At 73.1% G+C, this 23,346-nt stretch carries 19 protein-coding genes; 7 read left to right on the plus strand and 12 right to left on the minus strand.

Going from position 1 to position 23,346, the window contains the following annotated elements; genetic code table 11:
* Positions 1 to 10 precede the first annotated feature (10 nt).
* On the minus strand, positions 11 to 667 hold the full coding sequence (locus AB0J53_RS05740) for a sulfotransferase family protein (protein WP_364168903.1): 657 nt from the start codon (positions 665 to 667) through the stop codon (positions 11 to 13).
* Positions 664 to 1,695 carry an alpha-hydroxy acid oxidase gene (locus tag AB0J53_RS05745; protein ID WP_219511314.1) on the minus strand — a complete coding sequence of 344 codons (1,032 nt, stop codon included), beginning with the start codon at positions 1,693 to 1,695 and terminating at the stop codon, positions 664 to 666. Before AB0J53_RS05745 ends, AB0J53_RS05740 begins: the two co-directional genes overlap by 4 nt.
* Before the next feature lie 112 nt (positions 1,696 to 1,807).
* Between AB0J53_RS05745 and AB0J53_RS05750 the strand changes: the two genes are divergently transcribed.
* Positions 1,808 to 3,025 carry a hypothetical protein gene (locus AB0J53_RS05750; protein WP_364168905.1) on the plus strand — a complete coding sequence of 406 codons (1,218 nt, stop codon included), beginning with the start codon at positions 1,808 to 1,810 and terminating at the stop codon, positions 3,023 to 3,025.
* Here the strand turns inward: AB0J53_RS05750 and AB0J53_RS05755 are convergent.
* A complete protein-coding gene (locus AB0J53_RS05755; RefSeq protein ID WP_364168907.1) occupies positions 3,012 to 4,484 on the minus strand; it encodes a fatty acid--CoA ligase family protein in 1,473 nt (490 codons plus the stop codon). The genes AB0J53_RS05750 and AB0J53_RS05755 overlap by 14 nt on opposite strands.
* A gap of 147 nt (positions 4,485 to 4,631) precedes the next feature.
* On the opposite strand from AB0J53_RS05755, the gene AB0J53_RS05760 reads away from it, so the two are divergent.
* Positions 4,632 to 4,997, plus strand: coding sequence for an STAS domain-containing protein (locus tag AB0J53_RS05760; protein WP_219511320.1), 366 nt, complete (start codon positions 4,632 to 4,634; stop codon positions 4,995 to 4,997).
* Positions 4,998 to 5,000: 3 nt separating this feature from the next.
* On the opposite strand, the gene AB0J53_RS05765 is transcribed toward AB0J53_RS05760, so the two are convergent.
* From AB0J53_RS05765 to AB0J53_RS05775, 3 genes are all read right to left on the minus strand, one after another.
* Positions 5,001 to 5,486 (minus strand): MarR family transcriptional regulator, encoded by a 486-nt coding sequence (locus AB0J53_RS05765; RefSeq protein ID WP_364168909.1) that lies wholly within the window; start codon positions 5,484 to 5,486, stop codon positions 5,001 to 5,003.
* Positions 5,487 to 5,511: 25 nt separating this feature from the next.
* Entirely contained in the window at positions 5,512 to 7,122 is a 1,611-nt protein-coding gene (locus AB0J53_RS05770) for an arylsulfatase (protein WP_364168910.1), read from the minus strand.
* A 94-nt stretch (positions 7,123 to 7,216) separates the two neighbouring features.
* A complete protein-coding gene (locus AB0J53_RS05775; protein WP_219511327.1) occupies positions 7,217 to 8,110 on the minus strand; it encodes a sulfotransferase in 894 nt (297 codons plus the stop codon).
* Positions 8,111 to 8,231: 121 nt separating this feature from the next.
* Here AB0J53_RS05775 and AB0J53_RS05780 point away from each other — a divergent pair, with 121 nt between their 5' ends.
* Positions 8,232 to 9,221: an LLM class flavin-dependent oxidoreductase gene (locus AB0J53_RS05780; RefSeq protein WP_364168913.1), complete on the plus strand. Its 990-nt coding sequence runs from the start codon at positions 8,232 to 8,234 to the stop codon at positions 9,219 to 9,221.
* Here AB0J53_RS05780 and AB0J53_RS05785 read toward each other — a convergent pair.
* Positions 9,211 to 10,818 carry an FAD-binding protein gene (locus AB0J53_RS05785; RefSeq protein WP_364168915.1) on the minus strand — a complete coding sequence of 536 codons (1,608 nt, stop codon included), beginning with the start codon at positions 10,816 to 10,818 and terminating at the stop codon, positions 9,211 to 9,213. The genes AB0J53_RS05780 and AB0J53_RS05785 overlap by 11 nt on opposite strands.
* Before the next feature lie 348 nt (positions 10,819 to 11,166).
* Between AB0J53_RS05785 and AB0J53_RS05790 the strand changes: the two genes are divergently transcribed.
* Complete coding sequence (locus AB0J53_RS05790; RefSeq protein ID WP_364168917.1) at positions 11,167 to 12,765, plus strand: ABC-F family ATP-binding cassette domain-containing protein; 1,599 nt, start codon at positions 11,167 to 11,169, stop codon at positions 12,763 to 12,765.
* A 34-nt stretch (positions 12,766 to 12,799) separates the two neighbouring features.
* A complete protein-coding gene (locus AB0J53_RS05795; RefSeq protein ID WP_364168919.1) occupies positions 12,800 to 14,335 on the plus strand; it encodes an aldehyde dehydrogenase family protein in 1,536 nt (511 codons plus the stop codon).
* 45 nt (positions 14,336 to 14,380) lie between these two features.
* Here AB0J53_RS05795 and glnII read toward each other — a convergent pair whose 3' ends face one another.
* From glnII to AB0J53_RS05810, 3 genes are all read right to left on the minus strand, one after another.
* Positions 14,381 to 15,400 (minus strand): glutamine synthetase, encoded by a 1,020-nt coding sequence (gene glnII / locus AB0J53_RS05800; RefSeq protein WP_219511337.1) that lies wholly within the window; start codon positions 15,398 to 15,400, stop codon positions 14,381 to 14,383.
* Between the two features lie 100 nt (positions 15,401 to 15,500).
* The gene (locus tag AB0J53_RS05805; protein ID WP_364168922.1) at positions 15,501 to 18,386 is read right to left on the minus strand and encodes an AAA family ATPase; all 2,886 of its coding nucleotides are present in this window, start codon (positions 18,384 to 18,386) and stop codon (positions 15,501 to 15,503) included.
* A gap of 10 nt (positions 18,387 to 18,396) precedes the next feature.
* Positions 18,397 to 19,074 (minus strand): hypothetical protein, encoded by a 678-nt coding sequence (locus AB0J53_RS05810; protein ID WP_219511342.1) that lies wholly within the window; start codon positions 19,072 to 19,074, stop codon positions 18,397 to 18,399.
* A 231-nt stretch (positions 19,075 to 19,305) separates the two neighbouring features.
* On the opposite strand from AB0J53_RS05810, the gene AB0J53_RS05815 reads away from it, so the two are divergent.
* On the plus strand, positions 19,306 to 19,632 hold the full coding sequence (locus AB0J53_RS05815) for a carboxymuconolactone decarboxylase family protein (protein WP_219511344.1): 327 nt from the start codon (positions 19,306 to 19,308) through the stop codon (positions 19,630 to 19,632).
* Here AB0J53_RS05815 and AB0J53_RS05820 read toward each other — a convergent pair.
* Positions 19,592 to 20,647, minus strand: coding sequence for a PQQ-dependent sugar dehydrogenase (locus AB0J53_RS05820; RefSeq protein WP_364168924.1), 1,056 nt, complete (start codon positions 20,645 to 20,647; stop codon positions 19,592 to 19,594). The genes AB0J53_RS05815 and AB0J53_RS05820 overlap by 41 nt on opposite strands.
* A 428-nt stretch (positions 20,648 to 21,075) precedes the next feature.
* On the opposite strand from AB0J53_RS05820, the gene AB0J53_RS05825 reads away from it, so the two are divergent.
* On the plus strand, positions 21,076 to 21,825 hold the full coding sequence (locus tag AB0J53_RS05825) for an SDR family oxidoreductase (RefSeq protein WP_357589413.1): 750 nt from the start codon (positions 21,076 to 21,078) through the stop codon (positions 21,823 to 21,825).
* Between the two features lie 126 nt (positions 21,826 to 21,951).
* Here AB0J53_RS05825 and ugpC read toward each other — a convergent pair whose 3' ends face one another.
* On the minus strand, positions 21,952 to 23,169 hold the full coding sequence (ugpC, locus tag AB0J53_RS05830) for a sn-glycerol-3-phosphate ABC transporter ATP-binding protein UgpC (RefSeq protein ID WP_219511350.1): 1,218 nt from the start codon (positions 23,167 to 23,169) through the stop codon (positions 21,952 to 21,954).
* Between the last annotated feature and the right edge of the window lie 177 nt (positions 23,170 to 23,346).

Consider the following 23,346-nt stretch of genomic DNA (forward strand, 5'->3'; position numbering starts at 1 on the left):
CAGCCCACGATCAGGACTCCGCCACCCGGGCCGCCACCCGCGCCCAGAACCTGGCCGGGTCGTTCAGGTGCGGGTACGGCTCCCCCGGCTCCGGCACCCCCAGGAAGGCGCAGAGCGGCCCCCAGCCGGCGCCCGGCTCGACGACGAGGAGCCGGTCGGCCGGGACCTCGCGGCGGACGGCGTCGTTGTGCTCCCGGTAGACGGCGATGGCGTGGTCGCGGTCGGCGAAGCGCCCGCCGAAGAAGCCGTCCCAGATCATCTGCCGGTGGAAGGCGGTGAACACGTCCAGTCCGGGCACGATCCGCCGCGCCTCGGCCACCCGGGGCTCGGCGGGCCCGTCGCCGAACATGCGGTAGACGGTGGCGCGCACGCTCTCGTACCAGGAATCGGGGTCGCGGACGGTGAGGATCACCCGGGCGGACGGGAAGGCGGCGAGCAGGTCGCGCCAGAAGGCCGCGCCGGGCCAGTCGACGCTGGCGGCGTAGCCGTCGAAGACGGTCTCCCAGGGGACGGGCCGCCCGGCGGCGGCGTCGCGCCACAGCGGCAGCCGGTCGGGGTGGTCGAGCACGTGGCGGCCGTGGAAGCACGGCCCGTAGCCGAGCCGTTCGAGCGCGGCCTTGAGCGACAGCGTGCCGGTGCGGCCGACGCCCGCTCCGATGACCTTCACGCGACCACCAGTTCCCTGGTCAGCTCGCCGGGCCCGGCGACGCCGCACAGGGTGAGCGCGTTGAGCAGCTCGGTGCGCAGCAGCGTCAGCACCTTGGCGACGCCTTCGGCCCCGGCCACGGACAGGCCCCACATGACGGGCCGGCCGATCGCCACCGCCCGCGCGCCGAGCGCCAGAGCCTTGATCACGTCGGTGCCGCGCCGTACACCGCCGTCGAGCAGCAGCGGCACCCTGCCGTCGACGGCGTCGGCGATCAGCGGGAGGCGGTCGATGCTGGCCGGGCTGGTGTCGAGCTGGCGGCCGCCGTGGTTGGACACGATGATCGCGGCGGCGCCGTGCTCGACGGCGAGCACGGCGTCGGCGGGGTGCAGGATGCCCTTGAGGACGATCGGCAGCGAGGTGATCGACCGTAACCAGTCGACGTGCTTCCAGGAGATCTCGGGGGACAGCACGACCTGGCGGACGTTGCCGTCGCCGCGCAGGTTCGCGCAGTGCAGGCCGGGCGGCAGGTCGTGGAAGTTGTTGCGGTCGCCGCGCTCGCCCCTGCCCAGCGCGGGCGAGTCGACGGTGACGACGATGGCCTTGCACCCGGCGGCCTCGGCCCGGCGCACGAGCGAGGCGGTGAACCCCAGGTCGGGCTGGATGTAGAGCTGGAACCAGAGCGTGGCACCGGTGGCGGCGACCTCCTCGACGGGCACGGTGGACAGCATGGCCGCCATCATGATCACGCCGGCCTGGGCGGCGGCCCGCCCGGTCTCGGCCTCCCCGGCGGGGTGCGCGAGCCGGTGGAAGGCGGTGGGGGCGAGCAGCACGGGCATGGAGGCGGGCTGGCCGAGCAGGTTCACCTCGAGCGTGGGCCGTTCGACGCCCCGCAGCACCCGGGGCACCAGGCAGAGCCGCCGGAAGGCCGCCTCGTTGGCGCGGACGGTGACCTCGTCCTGGGCGCCGCCGGCGAAGTAGTCGTAGTAGACCGGGTCGAGCTTCTCCCTGGCCACGTCCTCGAAGTCACGCACGTTGAAGAGGTTCACGACGTCTCCCCGGGCTGTCGGCGGGCGGGCAACGATCACGAGGTCGTACGAACCGAATCTCTCTCATGGATTCCGGTGAATCCAGAGGTGTGTTCAATTTCGTACAACCGTCATGACTGTCCTGTTGCTGGTGCTGTTCGTGCTCTCGCTGCCGTTCTGGCTGCCCCGGGTGGTGACGGGGCTGCGGATGTGGCTGTTCGCGCGGATCAACGGCACGGAGGGCGTCGCGGTGCCGGGCGAGCTGGTCGGCGTCCCCGAGTTCCTGGAGGTGTACGGGCATCCGGCGGCCGACGGGCGCAGCCGGGGCGCGGCGCTGTCGGACCTGTTCTGGTACTGGCTGTCCCCCGGCCCGGAGCTGCACCAGGAGCATCTGGAGCCGGGGCCGCTCTACACGGAGGTGGCCCGGTGCACCCGGCGCGTGCTGACGACGAGCACGCGGGAGGCGGAGCGGCTGGCGGTGGAGAGCCTGCGTGACGCGCTGCCGGCCGGGCGGGGGCTGGTGCGGCTGCGCGATCTGGTGATGCCGGTGTGGGCGGAGTTCTACCACCGGCTGGTGTTCGGGACGCCGTGCCCGCCGGGGGTGCGGGAGCTGATCGTGGCCAGCGCCGACGACGTGGTGACGGCGCTGAAGTGCTGCGGGCTGCGGCACATGGACCGGCGGCTGCGGCTGACCGCGTACCTGGAGAGCGTGCAGGACCGGGTGGCGCATCCGCTGCCGGACTCGCTGGGCCCGCGCGAGCGGGCGCTCTACCTGCAGGGGGCGTTCTTCAACACGGCGATCGTGCAGAGCTCGGAGGCGACGGCGCACGTGCTCATGGCGCTGGCCGAGGGCGCGCAGGGGCCGCTGGACGAGGTGATCGCGGAGACGTTGCGCCGTTATCCGCTGTTCGGGATCGCGCACCGGATCACCTCCGGCGAGATCGAGCTGCGGAGCGGGGCAACGATCCCGGCGGGGTCGGTGCTCTGCTTCAGCTATCCGGAGTTCCACCGGTCCGGGGGGCGGATCCCGTTCGGGGTGGCCGCGAACCGGCCGTGCCCGGCCTGGCGGCTGGCCCCGGTCACCATCCGGGCCGTGGTCGGGGAGCTGGACGCGGGCTACACGTTCCGCACCTCGGCCGGGCACGAGCGGGCGCTGCCGAACCGGGGCCCGTGCGTGATGACGCCGCGCGGGCGCGAGCCGCGCCTGCGGGGGGCGGTGCTGGCGTTCCTGCGGGTGCGCGACCTGTGGGAGGACGTGTGGCGCAGCCTGGTGCAGCTCGTGCTCGGCACCTACATGGTGTGGCAGGCCCGCCGCCTGCGCCTGTGCGAGAACCACTTCAACCGGGCTTGAGCCGGGACTTGTCCGGTTTGCCGGCCTCGTTGACCGGCGCCTCGGCCAGCGTGGTGACCGTCCTGGGGACGGCCGCCTCGCCCAGCGCGTCACGTACGAGCGCGGCCAGGTCGTCGCGGGAGACCCGGGCGCGCCCGGCGGGGACGACGTAGGCGTGCACGGCCTCGCCGGTCACCGGGTCGGGCGCGCCGACGACGAACGCCTGCTCGACGGCCGGATGCCCGGCGAGCACGGCCTCCACGGCCCCGGCGTAGCAGACCTCGGCGTTGACGATGATCACATCCCGGGTGCGGCCGGTCAGGTGCAGCATCCCGTCGCCGTCCAGCCGGCCCAGGTCGCGGGTGCGCAGCCAGCCGTCGTCGCGCAGCACCTCGCGGGTCCCTTCGGGGTCGCGCCAGTAGCCGGCCATCCGGTGCGGGCTGCGTACCCAGACCTCGCCGACCTTGCCGGGGCCCACGGGGCGCTCGTCGCGGTCACGCAGGCTGAGCCGGACGCCCGGCAGCGGCCTGCCGACGGACGTCAGCCGCCCGGCGGCCACGTCGGCGGGCGTGAGCATGGTGATCACGCCCGCCTCGGCCTGGCCGTACCCCTGCCAGATGACCGGGCCGAGGCGTTCCGCGGCGGCGGCGAGCAGGCTGGGGCCCGCGGGGGCGCCGCCGAGGACGAGCGCCCGCAGCCCGGGCGGCCCGCCGGCGCCGAGGGCGGAGAGCAGGGCGCCCAGCCGGGGCGGCGGCATCATGGCCGCGGTGACGGCGTGGCGGCCGAGCGCGGCGGCCAGGTCCTCGCCGGGCCCCGGCACGACGACGGTGCCGCCCGCCACCAGGCAGCGGCCCGCGTACGTCATCATCACCGGGCTGGCCAGGGTCCCGTGCACGAGGCAGCGTTCGAAGCGGGTCATCAGCTCGGCCAGGACCGGCGGCCAGTCCTGGTAGGCGAGGCTGTGGGCGCGGTAGGTCTGCGCGCACGCCTTGGGCAGGCCGGTGCTGCCGCTGGTGAAGGTGAGCCTGGCGACGTCGTCCGGCCGGGCCAGCACCTCGGGCGGCGCGGCGGGGCCGGGGCGCAGCAGGTCGGCCGCGCCGGGCAGCGGCCCGAGCGACAGCAGCCGGGCGCCCGCCCCGGCGAGCTCGGGCGTCATCGTCGCGGCGTCGGCGATCAGCGCGTCCGCGGGCTCGCGCAGCACGTGCGCGAGCTGGGCGGCGCTCCAGCCGGGCCGCAGCGCCGCCACCCGGCAGCCGAGCGCGTGCGCGGCGAGGTGGGCGGCGTACGTCTCGGGCGAGGTGGCGGCGGCGACGGCCACGCCGCTGCCGGGGCCGAGCCCGGCCTCGCGCAGGCGCCGCTCGACGCGGCCGGTGAGGCCGAGCAGCTCGTCCGCGCTGACGGCCCGCGTGCCGTGCTGGAAGGCGGTCCGGCCGGGGTCGGCGGCCAGGGCGTCGAGCACCGGCCGGGGGAACAGGTTCACGACAGTAGTACGGGTGCCGCGCGGTGGAGAGATTCGCGGAACTCGGCGCATGTATCAGCTGATTGCTGGGTACTGCACCAGTTCATTGCACTATGCAATGATGGTCATAGGTGAAATGGCACACTTTCACCGCTGGAGGGCGGAAACGTGCAGGCGGGCTTCTCCTGGATCATCACCCCGCACAACGGCGCAGCGGTCCTCAGCCTGTCCGGCGAGCTCGACATCGCCGTGGCGGCCGAGCTGCGGCAGTGCATGGCGGAGGCGATCGCGAGCGCGGAGCCGCCCCGGGTGGTGGTCGACCTCAAGGGCGTGAACTTCTGCGACTCCTCGGGGCTGAGCGTCCTGCTGTCCGGGCTGAGCGAGGCCGAGGCCGCGGGCGGTGTGCTCGTGCTGTGCGAGCTGCACCAGCGGCTCAAGCGGGTGCTCAACGTCACCGGGCTGCACCGGCGCTTCCAGACCTACGACACGGTGACCGAGGCGGTGGCGGCACTGCCCCGCACGGTGGCCTCCTGACGGTCAGGCCCCGGGCCAGCCGAGCGGGTGCGCGGCGTGCTCCGGCGGCGGCTCGCCGCCCGCCTCGGTGAAGGCGGTCATCGCCTCGACCAGCGCGTGACGCTGCGCCGGCGACAGCCGCTCGACGATCGCGCCGATCTCCGCGCGGCGGCGCGCGGAGACCTCCTCGACGATCCGGCGTCCCTCGCCGGTCAGGCGGATCAGGCTCTCCCTGCGGTTGTGCGGGTTGACCTCGCGCACGATCAGCTCCGCCGCCGCCAGCCGGTCGGCCATCCGCAGCGCGGTGGAGGAGTTGACGCCGAGCATCACGGCCAGCGTGACGAGCTTGGTCTCGCCGTGCCCGGCCAGCGCCACGAGCATCCGGAACTGCGGCAGCGTCACCCGGTCGCCGACCGAGCCGAGGGAGCGGGCCGCGATGCCGACGAGCAGCCGCGTCCCGGTCAGCACGGCCGAGACGGCCGCCGAAAGATCGTCGTGGCGCTCTGACATACACGACCCGGTTTCCGAGAAAGCCTCACGTCAGTGTACGGAGCCGGTGCGCGCGCCGGAAGGTGTGCCGCCTGCCGCCCGCCCCGAAGCCCGCAGAGGCGGTGACCGGGCCCCGGCCCCCGACCGTGAACACCTCGGAGACCTCCTCGCCCGGCAGCAGCGTCACCTCCCGCCGCCCGGCCATCCGCCTGCCCCCGGCCGTCGTCAGCGCCAGCGTGACCCGCCGCCACGGCACCTTCGAGCCGTTCACCAGCGCCACCGTGACCTGCTCGCCCGCGCTCCGCACGCGCAGCCCGTACGGGGTGCGCGGGTCGGGGCCGATCGACTGGTCGAGCAGCTCCATCAGCTCGGCCGCCAGCTCCGGCCTGCGTGACGCCAGGTCGCGGGTCTCCCCGAGATCCGTGGCCAGGTCGTACAGCTCGACGCGCCCTTCCGGGCCCGCGCCCGCGATGCCGGGCTCGAACCTGATGGCCTTCCAGCGGCCCCGGCGGATCGCCTGCGCCTTGCGCGGGCGGTTCCAGACCAGGTGGCTGTGGCCCTCGCGGCGGCCGCCGTTGAGCAGCTTCCTGAACGACTTGCCGTCGAGCTCGGCCGGCGCGGGCACCTCCGCCAGGTCCGCCAGCGTCGGCAGCACGTCGTAGAGCGTGACCGGCTCGCGCACCACCCGGCCGCGCATCTTCGGCGACCAGGCGATCAACGGCACCCGGATGCCGCCCTCGTACAGGTCGCGCTTGTCGGCCCGGTAGGGGCCGTTGGAGTCGAACAGCCAGGGCGTCACGCCCTTCTCCCGGTGCGGCCCGTTGTCGCTGGTGAACAGCACCACCGTGTCGTCGGCCACGCCCGCCTCGCGCAGCGCCCGCAGCAGCGTGGCCACGTGCGCGTCCAGCCGCCCGACCTGCGCGGCGTGCCGCCGGTTGGCCCTGGTCCAGGGCTTGTCCTCGTAGCGGCCGGCGTCGCCGGGGACGACGCTGGGGGCGTGCGGCAGGTTCGTGGCGAAGTACAGCAGGAACGGGTCGTCCGACGGCTGCCGGACGAAGTCGACGGCCCGCCGCAGGAGCAGGTCGGGCGCGTACTCCTTGCGGCCGAGCGCCACCCGGCCGGCGTTGTGCCACAGATACTCCGGGTAGTACTGGTGGGCGTGGCGGTGGCCGATGTAGCCGAAGAACTCGCCGAACCCGCGCTCGTTCGGGTGCGACGGCTGACCGGCCTGCTCGGGGCCGAACCCCCACTTGCCGATGCACGCCGTGCGATAGCCCGCGAGCTGGAGTAACTCGCCGAAGGTCAGGTCGGCCTCGCTCAGCGACCGCTGCGGCCCGCCCTCCGGGTTCTCCCGTACGGTGCCGTGCCCCGCGTGCATGCCGGTCAGCAGCGAGCAGCGCGACGGGGCGCACAGCGGCGCCCCCGAGTAGGCGGTCTCGAACCGCACCCCCTCGCGCGCCATCCGGTCCAGGTGCGGTGTCGCGATCAGCCGCTGCCCCTGACTGCCGATCTCCCCCCAGCCCAGGTCGTCGGCCAGGATGACGACGAAGTTGGGCCGCCGGGGGAACGCGGCCCGCGCCGGGGCCGCCGAGGCGGAGACGGTCAAGCTGGCCAGGGCACCCGTGAGCAGGGTGCGGCGCGACGGCGCGGCGATCATGCAGGACACCTTCAAGGCAACGAAAGATCGGCAGGAGAACCACCGGAGAACGGCAGGCGAACTCTGCCGGAGCCTTGGTTCGCAAGCGCCGAGCTCAGCAGTAGTCCCACAGCCCGCAGATCTCCCTGAGCTCGGGCGGCAGCTCGTCGTCTGTCGGCAACGGGCGGCCAGCGACGACCGTACCGCTACGGATCTTGTCGCGCCAGTCGCCGACGCCTTTCACGAAGCCGCCGTGGTCGCGCTCGCCGTAGTTGAGCATCGACGGCTCCCACTCCACCCCGAGGAAGGCGCACACCCGCCGCAGCTCGGCCTCGGGGTCGGCGACCACGTCCTCGTAGCGGACGGTCAGCCCCTCCAGGTGGGTGCGGGCCTCCTGGAGGTAGGTCATGTAGCTGAGCGTGCGCGGCACCGCCTCCTCCATGGGCCGCTTGACCGGGTCGGCCTCGTGCCAGGACTGCACGATCGACATCGGGTGCCTCAGCAGGAACAGGAACCGCGCGTCCGGCCAGCACGCGGCGATCCGCCGCCAGGCGAACACGTTGGAGGGCGTCTTCTCCACCAGGACCGGCTTGCCGCTGCGGGCCAGCTCGCGGTGGAGCATCCGGTCCCACACGATGTGCTCGATGTCGCTGTGGGTGTGGCCGAGCAGCTCCATCGCCTGCCGGACCGGCTCGGTGGTCAGCCCGACGGTGATCCGCCGGAAGTGCGTCTCGATGGGCGAGTGCACCTGGGAGTGGCTGTTGAGCATGACGCGCATGAGCGTCGAGCCGGAGCGCACCGAGGAGAGCAGGAAGACCGGGGCCCGCAGCAGCCGGTCGTGCGCCGGGTCGGCCGGCGGGCGCACCTCGTCGCCGGGCAGCCGCTGCAGTTCGAGCGGCGGCTTGGGGACGGGCTTCGGCGCGGGCGCCGGCCTGACCGCGCGGGCCCGGGTCAGCGTGTAGCCGGTGAGTCCTTCGAGCGTCGCGTTGACCGTGTACTTCCAGCTCATGGCCCGTCAACGTAGACACCACCGGTGAACCCCCGGTTAACCGGCCCTGTGAAATAACCCGGACGTCCCGGTGGTTACACCACGTGCTCCCGGATCTTTCACAGCGAAAGGCATGTTCTCCATGGCTCTCCCGCTCTCCATACTCGATCTGGCGCACATCGGCGAAGGGGAGACGGCCGCCGACAGCCTGGCCGCCAGCGTCACGATGGCGCAGCGCGCCGAGGAGTGGGGTTACCGGCGGATCTGGTACGCCGAGCACCACAACATGCCCACGATCGCCTCGTCCGCCACGAGCGTGCTGATCGCCCACGTGGCCGCGCACACCCGCACGATCCGCCTCGGCGCGGGCGGCGTCATGCTGCCCAACCACGCCCCGCTGACGATCGCCGAGCAGTACGGCACGCTGGCCACGCTCCACCCGGGCCGCATCGACCTGGGGCTGGGCCGGGCGCCGGGCAGCGACCAGCAGACGATGCGGGCGATGCGCCGCAACCCGGCCGCCGCCGACGAGTTCCCGCAGGACGTGCTGGAGCTGCAGGGCTACCTGACCGGCGAGTCGCGCATCCCCGGCGTGGAGGCGACGCCGGGCAAGGGCACCGACGTGCCGCTGTACATCCTCGGCTCGTCCCTGTTCGGCGCCCAGCTCGCCGCCATGCTTGGGCTGCCGTACGCGTTCGCCTCCCACTTCGCGCCGGCCGCGCTGGAGGAGGCGGTCGAGCTCTACCGGCGTGACTTCCGGCCGTCGGCCCAGCTCGCGGAGCCGTACGTGATCGCGGGGGTGAACGTGATCGCCGCCGACACGGCCGAGGAGGCGCAGGCGCAGTTCCTGTCGGCCAAGCGCAAGCGGGTGAGCCTGCTGCTCGGCCGGGGCCGCGCGTTCACGCCGGAGGAGGCCGACGCTGTCCTCGAATCCCCCGCCGGGCAGCAGATCCTGCAGATGACGCGCTACTCGGCCGTCGGCACACCGGGAGACGTCGCCGCCGAGCTCGACAGGTTCGCCGAGCACGCCCGCGCCGACGAGCTGATCGTGGTGTCGGCGGCGCCGGAGCGGGCGGCCTGGCTGCGCTCGCTGGAGCTGCTGGCCCAGGTGAGCGGCCTGGTCACGGCCTGATCGACAGGGCGTGGCCGAAGACGCCGCGCGGGTCCCAGCGCGCCTTGACCCGCTGCAGGCGCGCGTAGTTGTCCCCGTAGTAGAGGGCCGGCCAGGGCACCCCGGAGGTGTTCCAGGCCGGGTCGGCGTGGTCGGTGTCGGGGTAGTTGATGTAGGCGCCGCCGAGGTTGCCGCCCGGCACCGGCACGCCCCCGGTCGCCGCGAACGTCCTGCGGTGCAGGCCGCGCACCCAGGCCAGCTCGGCCGCGCCGTCGCCGGCCGGGTCCCAGGTGGCCAGGTGGAGCACCTTGAGGATCGACCGGCGCTCGACGGTGGCGGTCGCCTCCGGCGCGACCGTGTTGACGCGGCCCCCGTACGACAGCAGCCACAGCACGCCGGTCCGCGCCGGTCCGCCCGCGGTCAGGCTGTCGTAGGCGATGCCCGCCTGCTCGTCGGTGAAGCGGCTGCGCAGGTAGGCGGACTTGCCCTTGTAGTGGCCCGCCTCGGTCGCCTCGCCGAGCGAGAGCGACCGCACGGCCTGGAACCACGGCTGGCGCAGGAACGGCGGCACCGTCGCCGGCGGCGTGACGCCCTCGCCTACGGCGGCGAGGAAGCCGGCCAGCAGCTTCTCGGCGCCGGGCACGCCCGCGTCGATCTGCGCCGGCAGGATCATGTCGCCCGGCGCGTCGTCGCCCTGGCGGCCGGGGATCAGCAGCGACCCCCACAGCGAGGCGTACGGGGTGCCGGGCTCGCTGTTGCGCTCGTGCCACTCGCCGTAGTTGCGCAGCAGCCGCTGGAACGACTCGCGCGTCATGTCCTTCCACGACCAGATCGCGATGCCCGACACGACGGAGGCGGGCGGCCTGGGCAGCAGGGTGCCGGGGTCGTCCCCGCGCGCCCGCGGGTCGCGCATCCAGTAGCGGGTGACGACGCCGAAGTTGCCGCCGCCGCCTCCGGTGTGGGCCCACCACAGGTCGTGGTTGGGGTCGCGCGGGTCGCGGGTGGCCACGACGGCGCGGGCGCGGCCGTGCCGGTCGACGACCACGACCTCGACGGCGTGCAGGTGGTCGACGGTCAGGCCGTCGCGCCGTGACAGCGGCCCGTAGCCGCCGCCCGCGATGTGCCCCCCGGCGGCCACGCCCCCGCACTGGCCGCCGGGGATCGTGACGCCCCAGCCGAGGTAGAGCCGCCGGTAGGCCTGCATGAGCGTGGCCCCCGCCTCGATCGCGAACGCGCGACGCTCCTCGTCGAAGTAGACCTCCGACATCTCGCACAGGTCGAGCACCACCTCGGCGCCGTCGCCGACGAAGTTCTCGTAGCAGTGGCCGCCGCTGCGCACGGTCAGCCGCCGGTTCTCGCGCACCGCCCGGCCGACGGCCTGGACCACCTGCTCGGTCGTCCCGGCCAGATAGAAGTAGTCGGGCTCGGCGCGGAAGCGCTGGTTGGTGCGCCGGACCGCCAGGTCCTCGTAGCGGGGGTCGGACGGGCGCACCACGACCGGCCCGAGCGGCGGGGCGCCGGACCCGGCGGGCTCGCCGGGTAACCCGGCGCCCGCGGCGAGCCCGCCGCCGAGCGCCGCTGTCCCGCCGATGAAGCCCCTGCGCGTGACCTCGCTCATGATCGTCCTCTCGTCGGATGGCCTGCGCGTTGCTCTGCGGCTCCGACGCTACGGGCGGGGGCGGGAGGCGGACAGGAGGCCAGCTGCACAGCCGGGGTGGAGGAAGATGCACCACCGGCATCCCCTTGCCCCCACCTTTTCGGTCGCGTACAGTGTGCGGGTCCTGCCGCCGACATCCGAGGTGATCTGTTGAAGCTCTGAGGCCGAGACGCCGCGCCCACGTCCGTGGTGTGCGCCCGCCCGACCTCAGGTGATCCTTCGACGCCTCTGTTCCGCGTTTCCGGGCGGCCTTTCCGCGGTGTCTCCACGTGTCCCGAAATTTCCTGACACGGTGAGGAGCCACCCCTTATGTCATTCTCCATCGTCTGTGACGGCCTCTCCTACGAGCACGCCGACGGCACCCCCGTCCTCGACGGCCTCGACGTCGCCTTCGGCGCCGGGCGCACCGGGCTCATGGGCGTCAACGGCTCCGGCAAGTCCACGCTGCTCAAGCTGATCGCCGGCGAGCTGCGGCCGACGGCCGGCTCGGTCAGCGTCGCCGGCGACGTCGGCTACCTGCCGCAGGACCTGCCCCTGGCCACCGGCGCCACCGTCGCCGGGCTGCTCGGCATCGAACGGCAGCGGGCCGCGCTGCACGCCATCGAGGGCGGCGACGCCTCCCCCGAGCACTTCACGGCCATCGGCGACGACTGGGACGTCGAGGAGCGGGCGCACGCCGAGCTGGACCGGCTCGGCCTCGGCCACCTCGGCCTGGACCGGCCCGCCGGCACCCTGTCCGGCGGCGAGGTCGTGATGACCGGCCTGGCGGCGCTGCTCATGCGCAGGCCCGGCGTGCTGCTGCTCGACGAGCCCACCAACAACCTCGACCTGGACGCCCGCCGCCGTCTGAACGCGGCCGTGCGCTCCTGGACGGGGGTGCTGGTGGTGGTCAGCCACGACCGCGTCCTGCTCGACCTGGTGGACCAGATCGCCGACCTGCGCGACGGGGCGGTGCGCGTGTTCGGCGGCAACCTGACGGCCTACGAGCAGGCGCTCGCGGCCGAGCGGGAGGCGGCCGAGCGCATGGTCCGGGTCGCCGAGGGCGACCTCAGGAAGCAGAAGCAGGAGATGGCCGACGCCCTGGTCAAGCTGAGCCGCCGGACCCGTTACGGAGACAAGATGTACGCGACCAAGCGCGAGCCGAAGATCATCATGAACGCGCGCAAACGGCAGGCCCAGGTGGCGGCGGGCAAGCACCGCACCATGCACGCCGAGAAGCTGGAGCAGGCCCGCGACCGCCTCACCGAGGCCGAGCAGGCCGTCCGCGAGGACGCCGAGATCCGCGTGTCGCTGCCGCGCACCGAGGTCCCGGCCGGGCGCACGGTCCTGACGCTGACGGGCGTGCCGGGGCTGAGCGAGCTGCGCGGCGGCCCCGACGCCGGCGGCGAGCCCGTGACCGAGCTGGTGCTGCGCGGCCCCGAGCGGGTCGCGCTGACCGGCCCCAACGGGTCGGGCAAGACGACGCTGCTGCGCGCGATCGTCTCAGGCGCTCCCGGGGCCTGTCCCGGGGTGCCCGTGCGCTACCTGCCGCAGCGGCTCGACCTGCTGGACGGCTCGCTCAGCGTGCTCGACAACGTCCGGCGGTTCGCCCCGGCCGTCCCCGTGGGCGAGCTGCGGGCGCGGCTGGCCCGCTTCCTGTTCCGGGGGGCACGGGCCGAGCAGCCTGCCGCGACGCTGTCGGGCGGCGAGCGGTTCCGCGCCGTCCTGGCCGCCCTGCTCTCCGCCGAGCCGCCGCCCCAGCTGCTGCTCCTGGACGAGCCGACGAACAACCTGGACATGGCCAGCGTCCGCCGGCTGTCCGAGGCGCTGTCGGCCTACCGGGGCGCGCTGCTCGTGGTCAGCCACGACCTGCCGTTCCTGGAGACGCTCGGCATCACCCGCTGGCTGGCCAAGCATCCGGAGGGATGATTGTGTGTCCGGAGAACCTGTGAGGAGGGCACCTGTGAGCCGCAAGATTTCCTCCGTCGTCGGAGGCAAGGACGCCGCCGCGATCGAGACGTACGCATCGACGAACCCCGCCCGCACCGCCGAGGTCGTCGCCGAGGTGGGGCTGGCCGACGCCGAGACCTTCGCCGTCGCCGCGGCGACGGCGAAGGAGGCGCAGCGGGAGTGGGCCAGGGTGCCCGCTCCCGTGCGGGGACGGGTGATCGCCTCCATCGGGCGGCTCGTCGAGGCCAACACCGAGACGCTGGCCAGGATCGTCACCCAGGAGATCGGCAAGCCCTACGGTGAGGCGCTGGGCGAGGTGCGGGAGATCGTCGACACGTGCGACTTCTTCCTCGGCGAGGGCCGCAGGCTCTACGGGCAGACGGTGCCGTCGGAGATGCCCGACAAGAACCTGTTCACCTTCCGCAACCCGGTCGGCGTCGCGGCGGTGATCACCGCGGGCAACTTCCCGGTGGCCGTCCCGTCCTGGTACCTGGTGCCGGCGCTGCTGTGCGGCAACGCGGTCGTGTGGAAGCCCGCCGAGTACGCCGCCGCCTCCGCGCACGCCCTCTACCGGCTGTTCGCGGCGGCGGGGCTGCCCGACGGCGTGCTGAACATCGTCTTCGCCGACGGCGGGCAGACGTTCGCCGGGCTGGAGCGCGCCCTGGACGCCGGGAACGTCGACAAGGTCGGCTTCACCGGCTCCAGCGAGGTCGGCCGGAAGATCGGCGAGCTGGCCGGCCGGCACCTGCAGTCGGCCTGCCTGGAGCTCGGCGGCAAGAACCCGATGGTCATCATGCCGGACGCCGACCTGGACCTGGCGGTGGAGGGCGCGCTGTTCTCCGGCTTCGGCACCGCCGGGCAGCGCTGCACCAGCCTGGGCACGGTCATCGTGCACGAGTCGATCCACCGCGAGTTCACCGACCGCTTCGCCCGCGCCGTACGGGAGGCCAGGATCGGCGACCCCGAGCAGGACGTGCTGGCCGGACCGCTGCTGGACCGCAAGTTCGCCGACCGCTACGAGGAATACCTGACCTGGATCCAGCCCCACCACCGGGTCGTCACCGGCGCGACCGGCCGCATCACCGCCGAGAGCCCGCACGGCGGCTTCACCGGCGAGGGCGGCCTCTACTACCACCCGGTCGTCGTCGACGGCGTGCGGCCGGACGACCGGCTGTTCCTGGAGGAGACGTTCGGGCCGATCGTCGGCGTCACCTCGTTCGCCACGCTGGAGGAGGCCGTCGAGCTCGCCAACCGGCCCGGCTACGGGCTGTCCAGCTCCATCTACACCACCGACGCCAAGCACGCCTTCCGCTTCCGCGAGGGCGTCTCGGCGGGCATGGTCAGCGTCAACAACTCCACCTCGGGGGCCGAGGCGCACCTGCCGTTCGGCGGCAACGGCAAGTCGGGCAACGGCAGCCGGCAGTCGGGGATGTGGGTGCTCGACCAGTTCACCCGCTGGCAGGCGATGAACTGGGACCACTCCGGGCGGCTGCAGAAGGCCCAGATGGACGTCGCCGACATCACGCCGGACCGCGACTTCCGGCTCTGAGCGCACGGCGGCGGGACGCGGCGTCCGCGTCCCGCCGTCCGCCGGTCAGACCTGGCCGGCCTTCTCCAGCGCGGCGCAGCAGGTGTTCACGAGCAGGCGGGTGACCACGTACGGGTCGACGTTGGCGTTGGGACGCCGGTCCTCGATGTAGCCCTTCTTGTCCACCTCGACCTGCCACGGGATGCGCACGGACGCGCCGCGGTCGGAGACGCCGTAGGTGTAGCGGTTCCACGGGGCGGTCTCGTGCGCGCCGGTCAGGCGGCTCTCGATGTCGGCGCCGTACTGGGAGACGTGCTCCATCGGCTTGTCGCCCTCGCCGAGCGCCTCGCAGGCGGTGATGATGGCGTCGTAGCCCTCGCGCATGGCCTTGGTGGAGAAGTTCGTGTGCGCGCCGGCGCCGTTCCAGTCGCCGCGGGCGGGCTTGGCGTCGAGCGTCGCCTCCACGCCGAACTCCTCGGCGGTGCGGTAGAGCAGCCAGCGGGCGATCCACAGGTGGTCGGCGACCTCGAGGGGGCCCGCCGGGCCTACCTGGAACTCCCACTGGCCGGGCATGACCTCGGCGTTGATGCCGGAGATGGCCAGGCCGGCGGCCAGGCAGCGGTCCAGGTGCAGCTCGACGATCTCGCGGCCGAACACGGCCTCGGCGCCCACGCCGCAGTAGTAGTGGCCCTGCGGGGCGGGGAAGCCGCCCTCGGGGAAGCCGAGCGGGCGGCTGCCCTTGAAGAACGTGTACTCCTGCTCGATGCCGAACCACGACTCCTGAGCCGCGTAACGCTCGGCGATCGGGCGCAGCAGCGCACGGGTGTTGCTCTTGTGCGAGGTGCCGTCGGTCTCCTCCACCTCGCACAGGACCAGCACGCTGTCGCCGCCGCGGATCGGGTCCGGGCAGGTGAACACGGGGCGGAGCACGCGGTCCGACGAGTGGCCCTCGGCCTGGTTGGTGCTGGAACCGTCGAAGCCCCACAGCGGCGGCTCTGCCCCGTCGGCGAGGATCCTGGTCTTGGAGCGCATCAGCGCCGTGGGCTCGGTGCCGTCGATCCAGATGTACTCAGCCTTGTAGCTCACGGCGGTCCTTTCACGGTTTCTCTCAGCCACGCCGAGTCTTAAGGACAGCCGTTTCCACGTTTTTGCCCGAATGTGAACGGCGTGTTAAGCCGGTGCCGGATCAGGCGCCCTCCCGCCTGGCCTGTCCGTCGTAGCCGAGCAGGCGCATGGCGGTGTCCGGGTCGAGCGCCGCGGCCAGGAGCTGGGCGCGGGCGTGCGCCTGGTCGCGTTCGCGTTCGGCCTTGGCCTGGGCGGCGCGCAGGCCCCTGACCGCGACGGCGGCCAGCCCGGCGCCCACGACGGCGGCGACCACGACGAGGAACAGCACCGCGAGCAGGCCCGGCGAGACGATCCCGCCGCCGGGCTCCGGCCCGGCCGCGCCGGCGAGCGCGCCGCTCACGGCCAGCCCGCAGACGACGGCCACCGTCACCAGCGCGAGCAGGCTCCCCCCGGCCAGCCACCACCGCCGCCTCACACCAGACGCGGGGACGGGAGCGGAGAAGGGCCCCGCACCAGACGCGGGGACGGGAGCGGAGAAGGACGCGGCGCCACGCGCGGGGACGGGCTCGTACGCCGGCGCCGGCTCGGCGGCCCACGGCACGAACTCCGGCCGGGACCCCTGCGCCCCGGGCACGGCCACCACCCCGGGCCCGTCGTCCGGCGGGACCGCCGCCGGACGAACCGCCGCCGGGGGGACGATCGTGCGGGGCTCGATCACCTCCTCGGGAGGGGCGCTCGCGCCGGGCAGGTCGCGCCCGATGCGGCCGTGCTCACGGTGGGCGCGGACCGCCTCCCGGTGGTAGTCCTCCAGCTCCCGGTAGAAGTCGTCCGAGGCGTACACGGCGCCGTCGACCAGCGGCCCCGCGGCCCGTTCGATGACCGCGACCACGTCGTCCCCGTTGAGCGTGCGGTGCGACTCCAGGGCGTGCGCCAGCGACAGCACGTCCCTGCGGTGCTCCTCCAGCAGGCGCTCGGTCTTCTCCAGCAGCCGCACGAGGTGGTCCTCGATCCGCTCCCCCAGCACGTCCGGCGCCGGTCCGGGCCGCGCCCGGGCGGAGCGGCGCGGCCCGCGGCGGTGCGCCTTGCCGCCCGTGATCTCCAGCTCCCGCAGCGCGGGCAGCGAGGTGACGCCGGAGCCCATCCCCCAGTGCGACTCCATGAGCGCCGCCAGGAAGGTCGCCGCGTGCAGGTCGCCGGCGACGCCGGAGGAGCTGTCCTCGCCGAAGAACATCCGCTCCCCGGCCAGCGAGGCGAGCGCGACCATGATGTCCGCCTCGTACTCCGACTTCCACCGGGTGAACTGGTCGCCCGGCTCGATGGAGGCCACCAGCCCGAGGTGGTCGGCGCCCTTCTCGATGGTGGCGACGTCGATCTCCAGGTGGAAGCGGGCCACGTACGCGACGACCGCGTGGCAGGCCTCGTGCACGGCCACGGCGTGCCGCTCCCGGCCGGCGTACTCGGCGCCGCCGGGCGGGCCGAGCTGCTTGAGCCGCTTGGCGTGCAGCACGTCCGCCCAGGTGATGACGTCGCGCCCGGCGCGGACGGCGGCGATGAGCGACTCGTTGACCAGGTCCTTGATGGTGGCGCCGGTCGCGTACGGGGTGAGGGTGGCGAGCCTGTCGATCTGCTCGGCGGTGAGCCGGTGCGCGACCTTGCCGAAGTAGCCCTGGTAGGTGGCCACCCGTCCGGCCCTGGTCGGGTGGCCGACCTTGTAGACGCGGTCGATGCGGCCGGGCCGCAGCAGCGCCTCGTCGACGGCGTCGGGGCGGCTGGTGGCCATCATGACGAGGACGCGGTAGCCGGGCGGCGGCTTGGGCCGCATGCCGAGCGCCCGCCGGACCAGCCGGTTGAACAGGCCGCGCGGCTTCTTCAGCCCGGACAGCTCGGCGAGCAGGGCCTGGAGGGTGCCGGGTTCGCCGTGGGCCGCGCGGCCCGCGGCGAGCAGCCCGTTGCCGGGGTCGCGGAAGGCGAGGGCCATCCGGCTCTCCTCCGACAGGTACGTCATGCCGTGGCAGGGGGCCGGGCCGCCCGCGCCCTGGTGGGCGGGCCTGCCGCGCCTGCCGAGCGCGTCGGCCTCGTCGAAGTGGACGACCACCCCGCCGTGGCGGAGCGCGAGCCTGCGCAGCCTCCGGAAGAGCGCCTTCATCTTGAGGACGCCGACGCCCGGGAGCAGGTTCGCGAACGCGCCCGGCTCGACGAGCACGTACGGCTTGCCGGTCTCCCCCGCGACGGCCTCGGCCAGCAGCGTCTTGCCGGTGCCCGGCGGCCCCCACAGCAGCAGGCCGCCGGGCACGTAGCCGCCGCGCTCCTCGATCTCGCCGGGCCGCTCCAGGAAGACGACGGCCTCGCGGACCCGCTCGACGACGTGGTCCTGCCCCCACACGTCGGCCAGGCGCGTCTCGACGTCGCCCGGGAAGTACGTCTCCACGCCGCCCCTGGACAGCAGCCAGAGCGCGCCCGCGACCGGCACGACGACCGCGCAGGCCGCCAGGACGGCCCGCAGCACCGACGGCAGCGCCGCGAAGACCAGCGCCGCCGCCTGGAACACCGCCAGGAACGGGCTGCTGCCGAGCACCGCGCCCAGCACCAGCGCCGCCAGCGCGACCCAGAACGCCGCCTTCAGCAGCCGGGCGAACCGGAACCGGGCCCAGTCGTCGAAACGCCGGTGCGACCACCGCTCGAACCCGCCGGACACCCGCCCGGCCCAGAACCGGTGGTAGCCCGGCGACACCTCGCTGACCAGGAAGTGCGCCTGCCGGACCGCCTCCGCGCCGAGCAGCCAGAAGATCCACTGATGCTGCCGCGCGATCACCAGCATGGCCTCGCCGTACGGGACGATGCCCGGGAAGTCGGCCATCACCTTCCACGTCAGGACGGCGTACGCGACCGCGAGGCCGAGCAGGAGCCTGCTGCGGTCCCACAGGCGCATCCTCGGCCGCGTGGCGGTGGCGGGCACGGCGGGCCCGCTGCCGGGCGCGCGCAGCCCTGCCTGGCGTGTGCTCTTCACGGGGTGCTCCTCATCCGGGCAGCCGCAGCAGCTTGAACGAACGCGCGATCTCGTCGAACTCCGCCCGGCGGGCCACGTGGCAGTCCGGCCGGCAGGCGATGAGCATGACCGAGACGGTGGAGCCGGAGCCGTCGAGGATGGCGGTCTGGTCGAAGGTCTGGTGTCCGGCGCCGATCCGGTAGCTGTAGCGGACCCGTACGCCCCGGGCGCCGTCGTCCAGCCGGACGGGCTCGTCGCTGAGCCGCTCGAACCCGCTGAACAGCGGCGGCCGCCCCGACTCCAGCACCCGGCCCAGGTAGGCGGTGCGCGACTCCTCGGTCACCGGCAGGACGAAGTCGCGCAGCCGGTCGAGCGACACCACGTCGCGTTGCGGTCCGGTCAGCCGGTGCACGGCCGCGTACACGAACGGCTCCCGCGAGCCGAACAGGTGGTCCACGTCCGGCTCCCGCGCCTGGTCGAAGGCCGCCGACCAGACCCGCCGCCTGCGCTCCAGCGCCGCCTGCGAGCCCGGCCTGTCGCCGCTGAACACGAGCTCCAGCGGGTAGGCGTCGATCCTGGCGAACGAGGCGGGCACCTTGAAGTAGGTGGTGCCGTCCCTGTCGCGCACGTAGGTGAACTCCGGCTGCCCGCACGCAACCGGCAACAGGATCGCGGCCGTCAGCGCGACCCACGCCCGTGTCTTCCTCACCGGATCTTCACTGGGGTCCTACCTCCAATGACGAGGCACCGACGTTGTTGTGCCCGTTTTCGGATCCGGTGAGCCCGGTGCACGATGAGAAATCTTGACCAAATCTTGGCCGTACACCGGCCTTACTTGTTACAGATCAACAGGAAACCGCGGCTTTGGCGCGCCTGCATTGGTGCGCGGCGAGAAGTAGCCGAAGATGGAGGTTCCCCTCACGCACGACCGGAGCCAGCCATGACAGAACCGGCCGTCGACTCCTACGGCATGGCCGCCGAGCGCGCCTTCGCCGAGGTGTGGTCGCGCGACGCGCTCTCCGACCGGGAGCGCCGCCTCGTCCTGCTCGGGCTCCTCGTCGGGCAGGGCCTCGACGACCAGGTGGCCGAACAGCTCGACGCCGCCCTGCGCACCGGCGACCTGAACGAGAGCGAACTGCGCGAGGTCGTCGTGCTGCTCACCCACTACGCCGGCTGGTCACGCGGTGCCCGGCTCAACGGCCAGGTCGAGGACCTGATCGACCGGGTCAGGCGGGATCGATCCGATAGACCGGGCCCTGGAGGCTGAGCGCGTACAGCTCGCCGTCGTGGCCCTGGCCGAACGACGACAGCTGATCCACCCGCCCGATCTCCTCGCCCTCGCCCGGCCTGTCCGCCGGGGTCGCCCTGATCCAGCCCGCGCAGAAGTCGCCGTACAGGAACCGGCCACGCAACCAGTCGATCTTCGAGCCGCGGTAGACGTAGCCGGCGATGACCGAACAGGCGCCGCCCTCGCCCAGCGGATAGACGATCACCGGGTCGACCAGGTCCTTCGCCTGCCCGCCCGCGCCGAACCCGGCCTTGCCCTCGCGCAGGTTCCAGCCGTAGTTCTCGCCCCCGCCCGAGCCGGCCGGCTGGCGGTCGACCTCCTCCCAGGCGTTCTGGCCCACGTCGCCGATCCACAGATCGCCGCTCTCCCGGTCGAACCCGAACCGCCACGGATTACGCAGCCCGTACGCCCAGATCTCCGGCCGCGCCCCCTCCCGGTCCGCGAACGGGTTGCCTTCGGGGATCTTGTACGGGTTGCCGCGCGGGTCGATGCGCAGGATCTTGCCGAGCAGGGTGCCGAGATCCTGGCCGTTGCCCTCCGGGTCGCCGCCGCTGCCGCCGTCGCCCAGCGCGACGTAGAGGTGGCCGTCGGGGCCGAAGGCGAGCTGGCCGCCGTTGTGATTGGCGTACGGCTGCTTCTGCGTCAGCACGTCGCGCCGGGCCGTGGCCTTGGTGCCGTCGTAGGCCCACTCGGTCACGTGCGTGGTGCCGTCGGCGTCGGTCCAGTCGAGGTAGAGCCAGCGGCCCGACGGATGGAACGCCACGCCCAGCAGGCCCTGCTCGTTGCCGTCGCTCACCTCGCCCGACAGGTCCACGACCGTCGCGCCGTCGGTGGTGCGCAGCTTCCCGCCCTGCTCGGCCACGTACAGCCGGTCGTCCCCTTCGCGCACGGCGAAGGCCACGGGCCGCTCCAGCTCGGCGACCCGCGTCAGCCGCACCTTCCCCGCCGCCGCCGCACCGCCGGTGCCGGACGGCCCGGCCTCCGCCGTCGTCACGGCCCTCTCGGGCGTACGCTCCGGCACACCCGCCGAACAAGCCACCAGAACGACGCCCAGTAAGGCGACCGGCACAGCCCGCACAAGACCCACCCCGCCATCCTGCCACGCCCACCCCCACCCCGCCCCCAGGGAGCAGGCGGCCCCCTTCTCGGAACGAACCCCCCGCACACGGGTGCGAGGGCGGGGGCTGGGGCGGACACGCACACCGCACCCGTTCCCTCCAGAGAGCACCGCACCACGCGGGCGGCGGCCCCCTCCCGACCGTCCCAAAGGGTTGGCACGGACGGCGGCTGCTCCCCCAGGGGCGTCGCGACGCGGGCGGCCCGCCCCCTCCCGAAGCGGGCGTCTGCCCCAGCACGCGGCGGGCCTTTCCGGTGGGGCCGGGGGTTCGCGGAGGGGTGGGGTGGGGGCGTTAGGGTTCTGGCATGCCTACCGCACTGATCACGGGCGCCACCGCCGGCATCGGCGCCGCTTTCGCACGGCGGCTGGCCGCCGACGGTTTCTCGCTGGTCCTGGTGGCCCGCGACGAGGGCCGGCTGGCCGAGGAGGCGGGGCGGCTGCGCCTGCGCTATGGCGTCCCGGTGGAGGTGCTGCCCGCCGACCTGGCGACCGAGGAGGGCCTGGCGCGTGCCGAGGCCCGCTGCCGGGAGGGCGTCGACCTGCTGGTGAACAACGCCGGGTTCGGCCACAAGGGCGCTTTCCTGCAGACGCCGGTGGAGGACGAGCTGGTGATGCTCAAGGTCCACTGTGAGGCGGTGCTGCGGCTGACGCTGGCGGCGCTGCCGGGGATGCGGGAGCGCGACCGGGGCGGCGTGATCAACGTGGCGTCGGTGGCGGCGTTCTTCACCCGGGGCACCTACAGCGCGAGCAAGGCGTGGGTGGTCAACTTCAGCGAGTCGGTGGCGGCCGAGGCGGGCAGCGCGCGGGTCAGGGTGATGGCGTTGTGCCCGGGGTTCGTGCGGACGGAGTTCCACCAGCGGGCCTCGATGGACATGTCGGGGATGCCCGACATCCTGTGGCTGAAGGCCGACGACGTGGCCCGTACGGCGATGCGCGACCTGGCGCTGGGCAAGCGGGTCTCGGTGCCGTCGCTGCGCTACAAGGTCATCCTCAACGCCGGCCGGCTCGTCCCCCACGGCATCGCGGCCCGGATCTCCGCCCGCATCGGCCGCTGACCGCGCGGCACGACACCGAAGTCCCCGTACCGGAAAAGAGGGTGGGCCCTCGCCGCGGGAGGGGGTCGCGGTGAGGGCCCGGGACGGCCGCGAGCGGGCTCGCGGCCGGGAATCGGCGGTCGGTGACTAGCGGCCGACGTTGGCCGGGTGGCCGATCGCCAGGCCGGAGTTGGTGTCGAAGAAGTGCAGGTTGTGCGTGTCGAGGACCAGGTCGATGTTCTGGCCGGGGCGCGCGTGGCTGCGGGCGTTGACGCGGGCGGTCCACAGCGACTTGTCGCCGGCCAGCGGCAGCGTGGCCTCTTCCTCGTCGCCCTTGTCGGCGGCGGCGACGGTGTCCTTGTGCTCGACGGGCGGGGCGTCGATGAGGAACAGGACGTTGATCTCGGAGCCGAGCTCCTCGGTGACCTCCGCCTTGACGGGCAGCGTGGCCCAGCCGTTGGCGTGGTTGCCGGCGGAGGCGGCGTCCTCGAAGTCCGACGGGCGGATGCCGAGGATGATCTTCTTGCCGATGTACTGGTCGAGGCCCGGCTTCTCGGTGAAGGTGGAGTCGGGGATCGGCAGCTTGATGCCGGCGAAGGTGACGGCGGCGCCGCCGTCGCGGACCAGCTCGGCGGTGACGAAGTTCATCGACGGCGAGCCCATGAAGCCGGCGACGAACAGGTTGACCGGCTTGTCGAACAGGTTCTGCGGCGTGTCGACCTGCTGGAGGAGGCCGTCGCGGAGCACGCAGACGCGGTCGCCGAGGGTCATGGCCTCGACCTGGTCGTGCGTGACGTAGACGGTGGTGACGCCGAGGCGCTCGTGCATCTGGTTGAGCGAGGCGCGCATGGAGACGCGGAGCTTGGCGTCCAGGTTGGACAGCGGCTCGTCCATGAGGAAGGCCTGCGGCTCGCGGACGATGGCGCGGCCCATGGCGACACGCTGGCGCTGACCACCGGACAGGGCGGCCGGCTTGCGCTTGAGGTAGGTCTCCAGGCCCAGCATCTTGGCGGCGTCGTTGACGCGCTGCTGGATCTCGGCCTTGGGCATCTTGCGGAGCTTGAGGCCGAAGGCAAGGTTCTCCTCGACCGTCATGTGGGGGTAGAGCGCGTAGTTCTGGAACACCATCGCGATGTCGCGGTCCTTCGGCGGCAGGTGGTTGACCACCTTGTCGCCGATGGCGATCTCGCCGCCGCTGATGTCCTCGAGGCCGGCGATCATCCGGAGCGCGGTCGACTTGCCGCAACCGGAGGGGCCGACCAGCACCATGAACTCGCCATCCTTGATCTCAAGGTTGAGCCCGTTCACGGCCTTCACGCCACCGGCGTAGATCTTGTCGACGTTGGTCAGAACGATGGATGCCATGACTGTCCTTCGCGCTCCAGGGCTTGACCCCGATGTTGTGCGGAGTTTCCACTTTCGTGGATACGTTTTCAAGCATCTCACCCGAAACGGACATCGGTGTCAAGGGTTTGGGCGTGACCAGCCCTGCTGTTCCTTGGGGACTTCCCGGATTCCGGAAAGCATGATGGAATCGTTTCC

Source organism: Nonomuraea sp. NPDC049725 (assembly GCF_040674795.1).
Classification (GTDB): Bacteria; Actinomycetota; Actinomycetes; order Streptosporangiales; family Streptosporangiaceae; genus Nonomuraea; species Nonomuraea ceibae.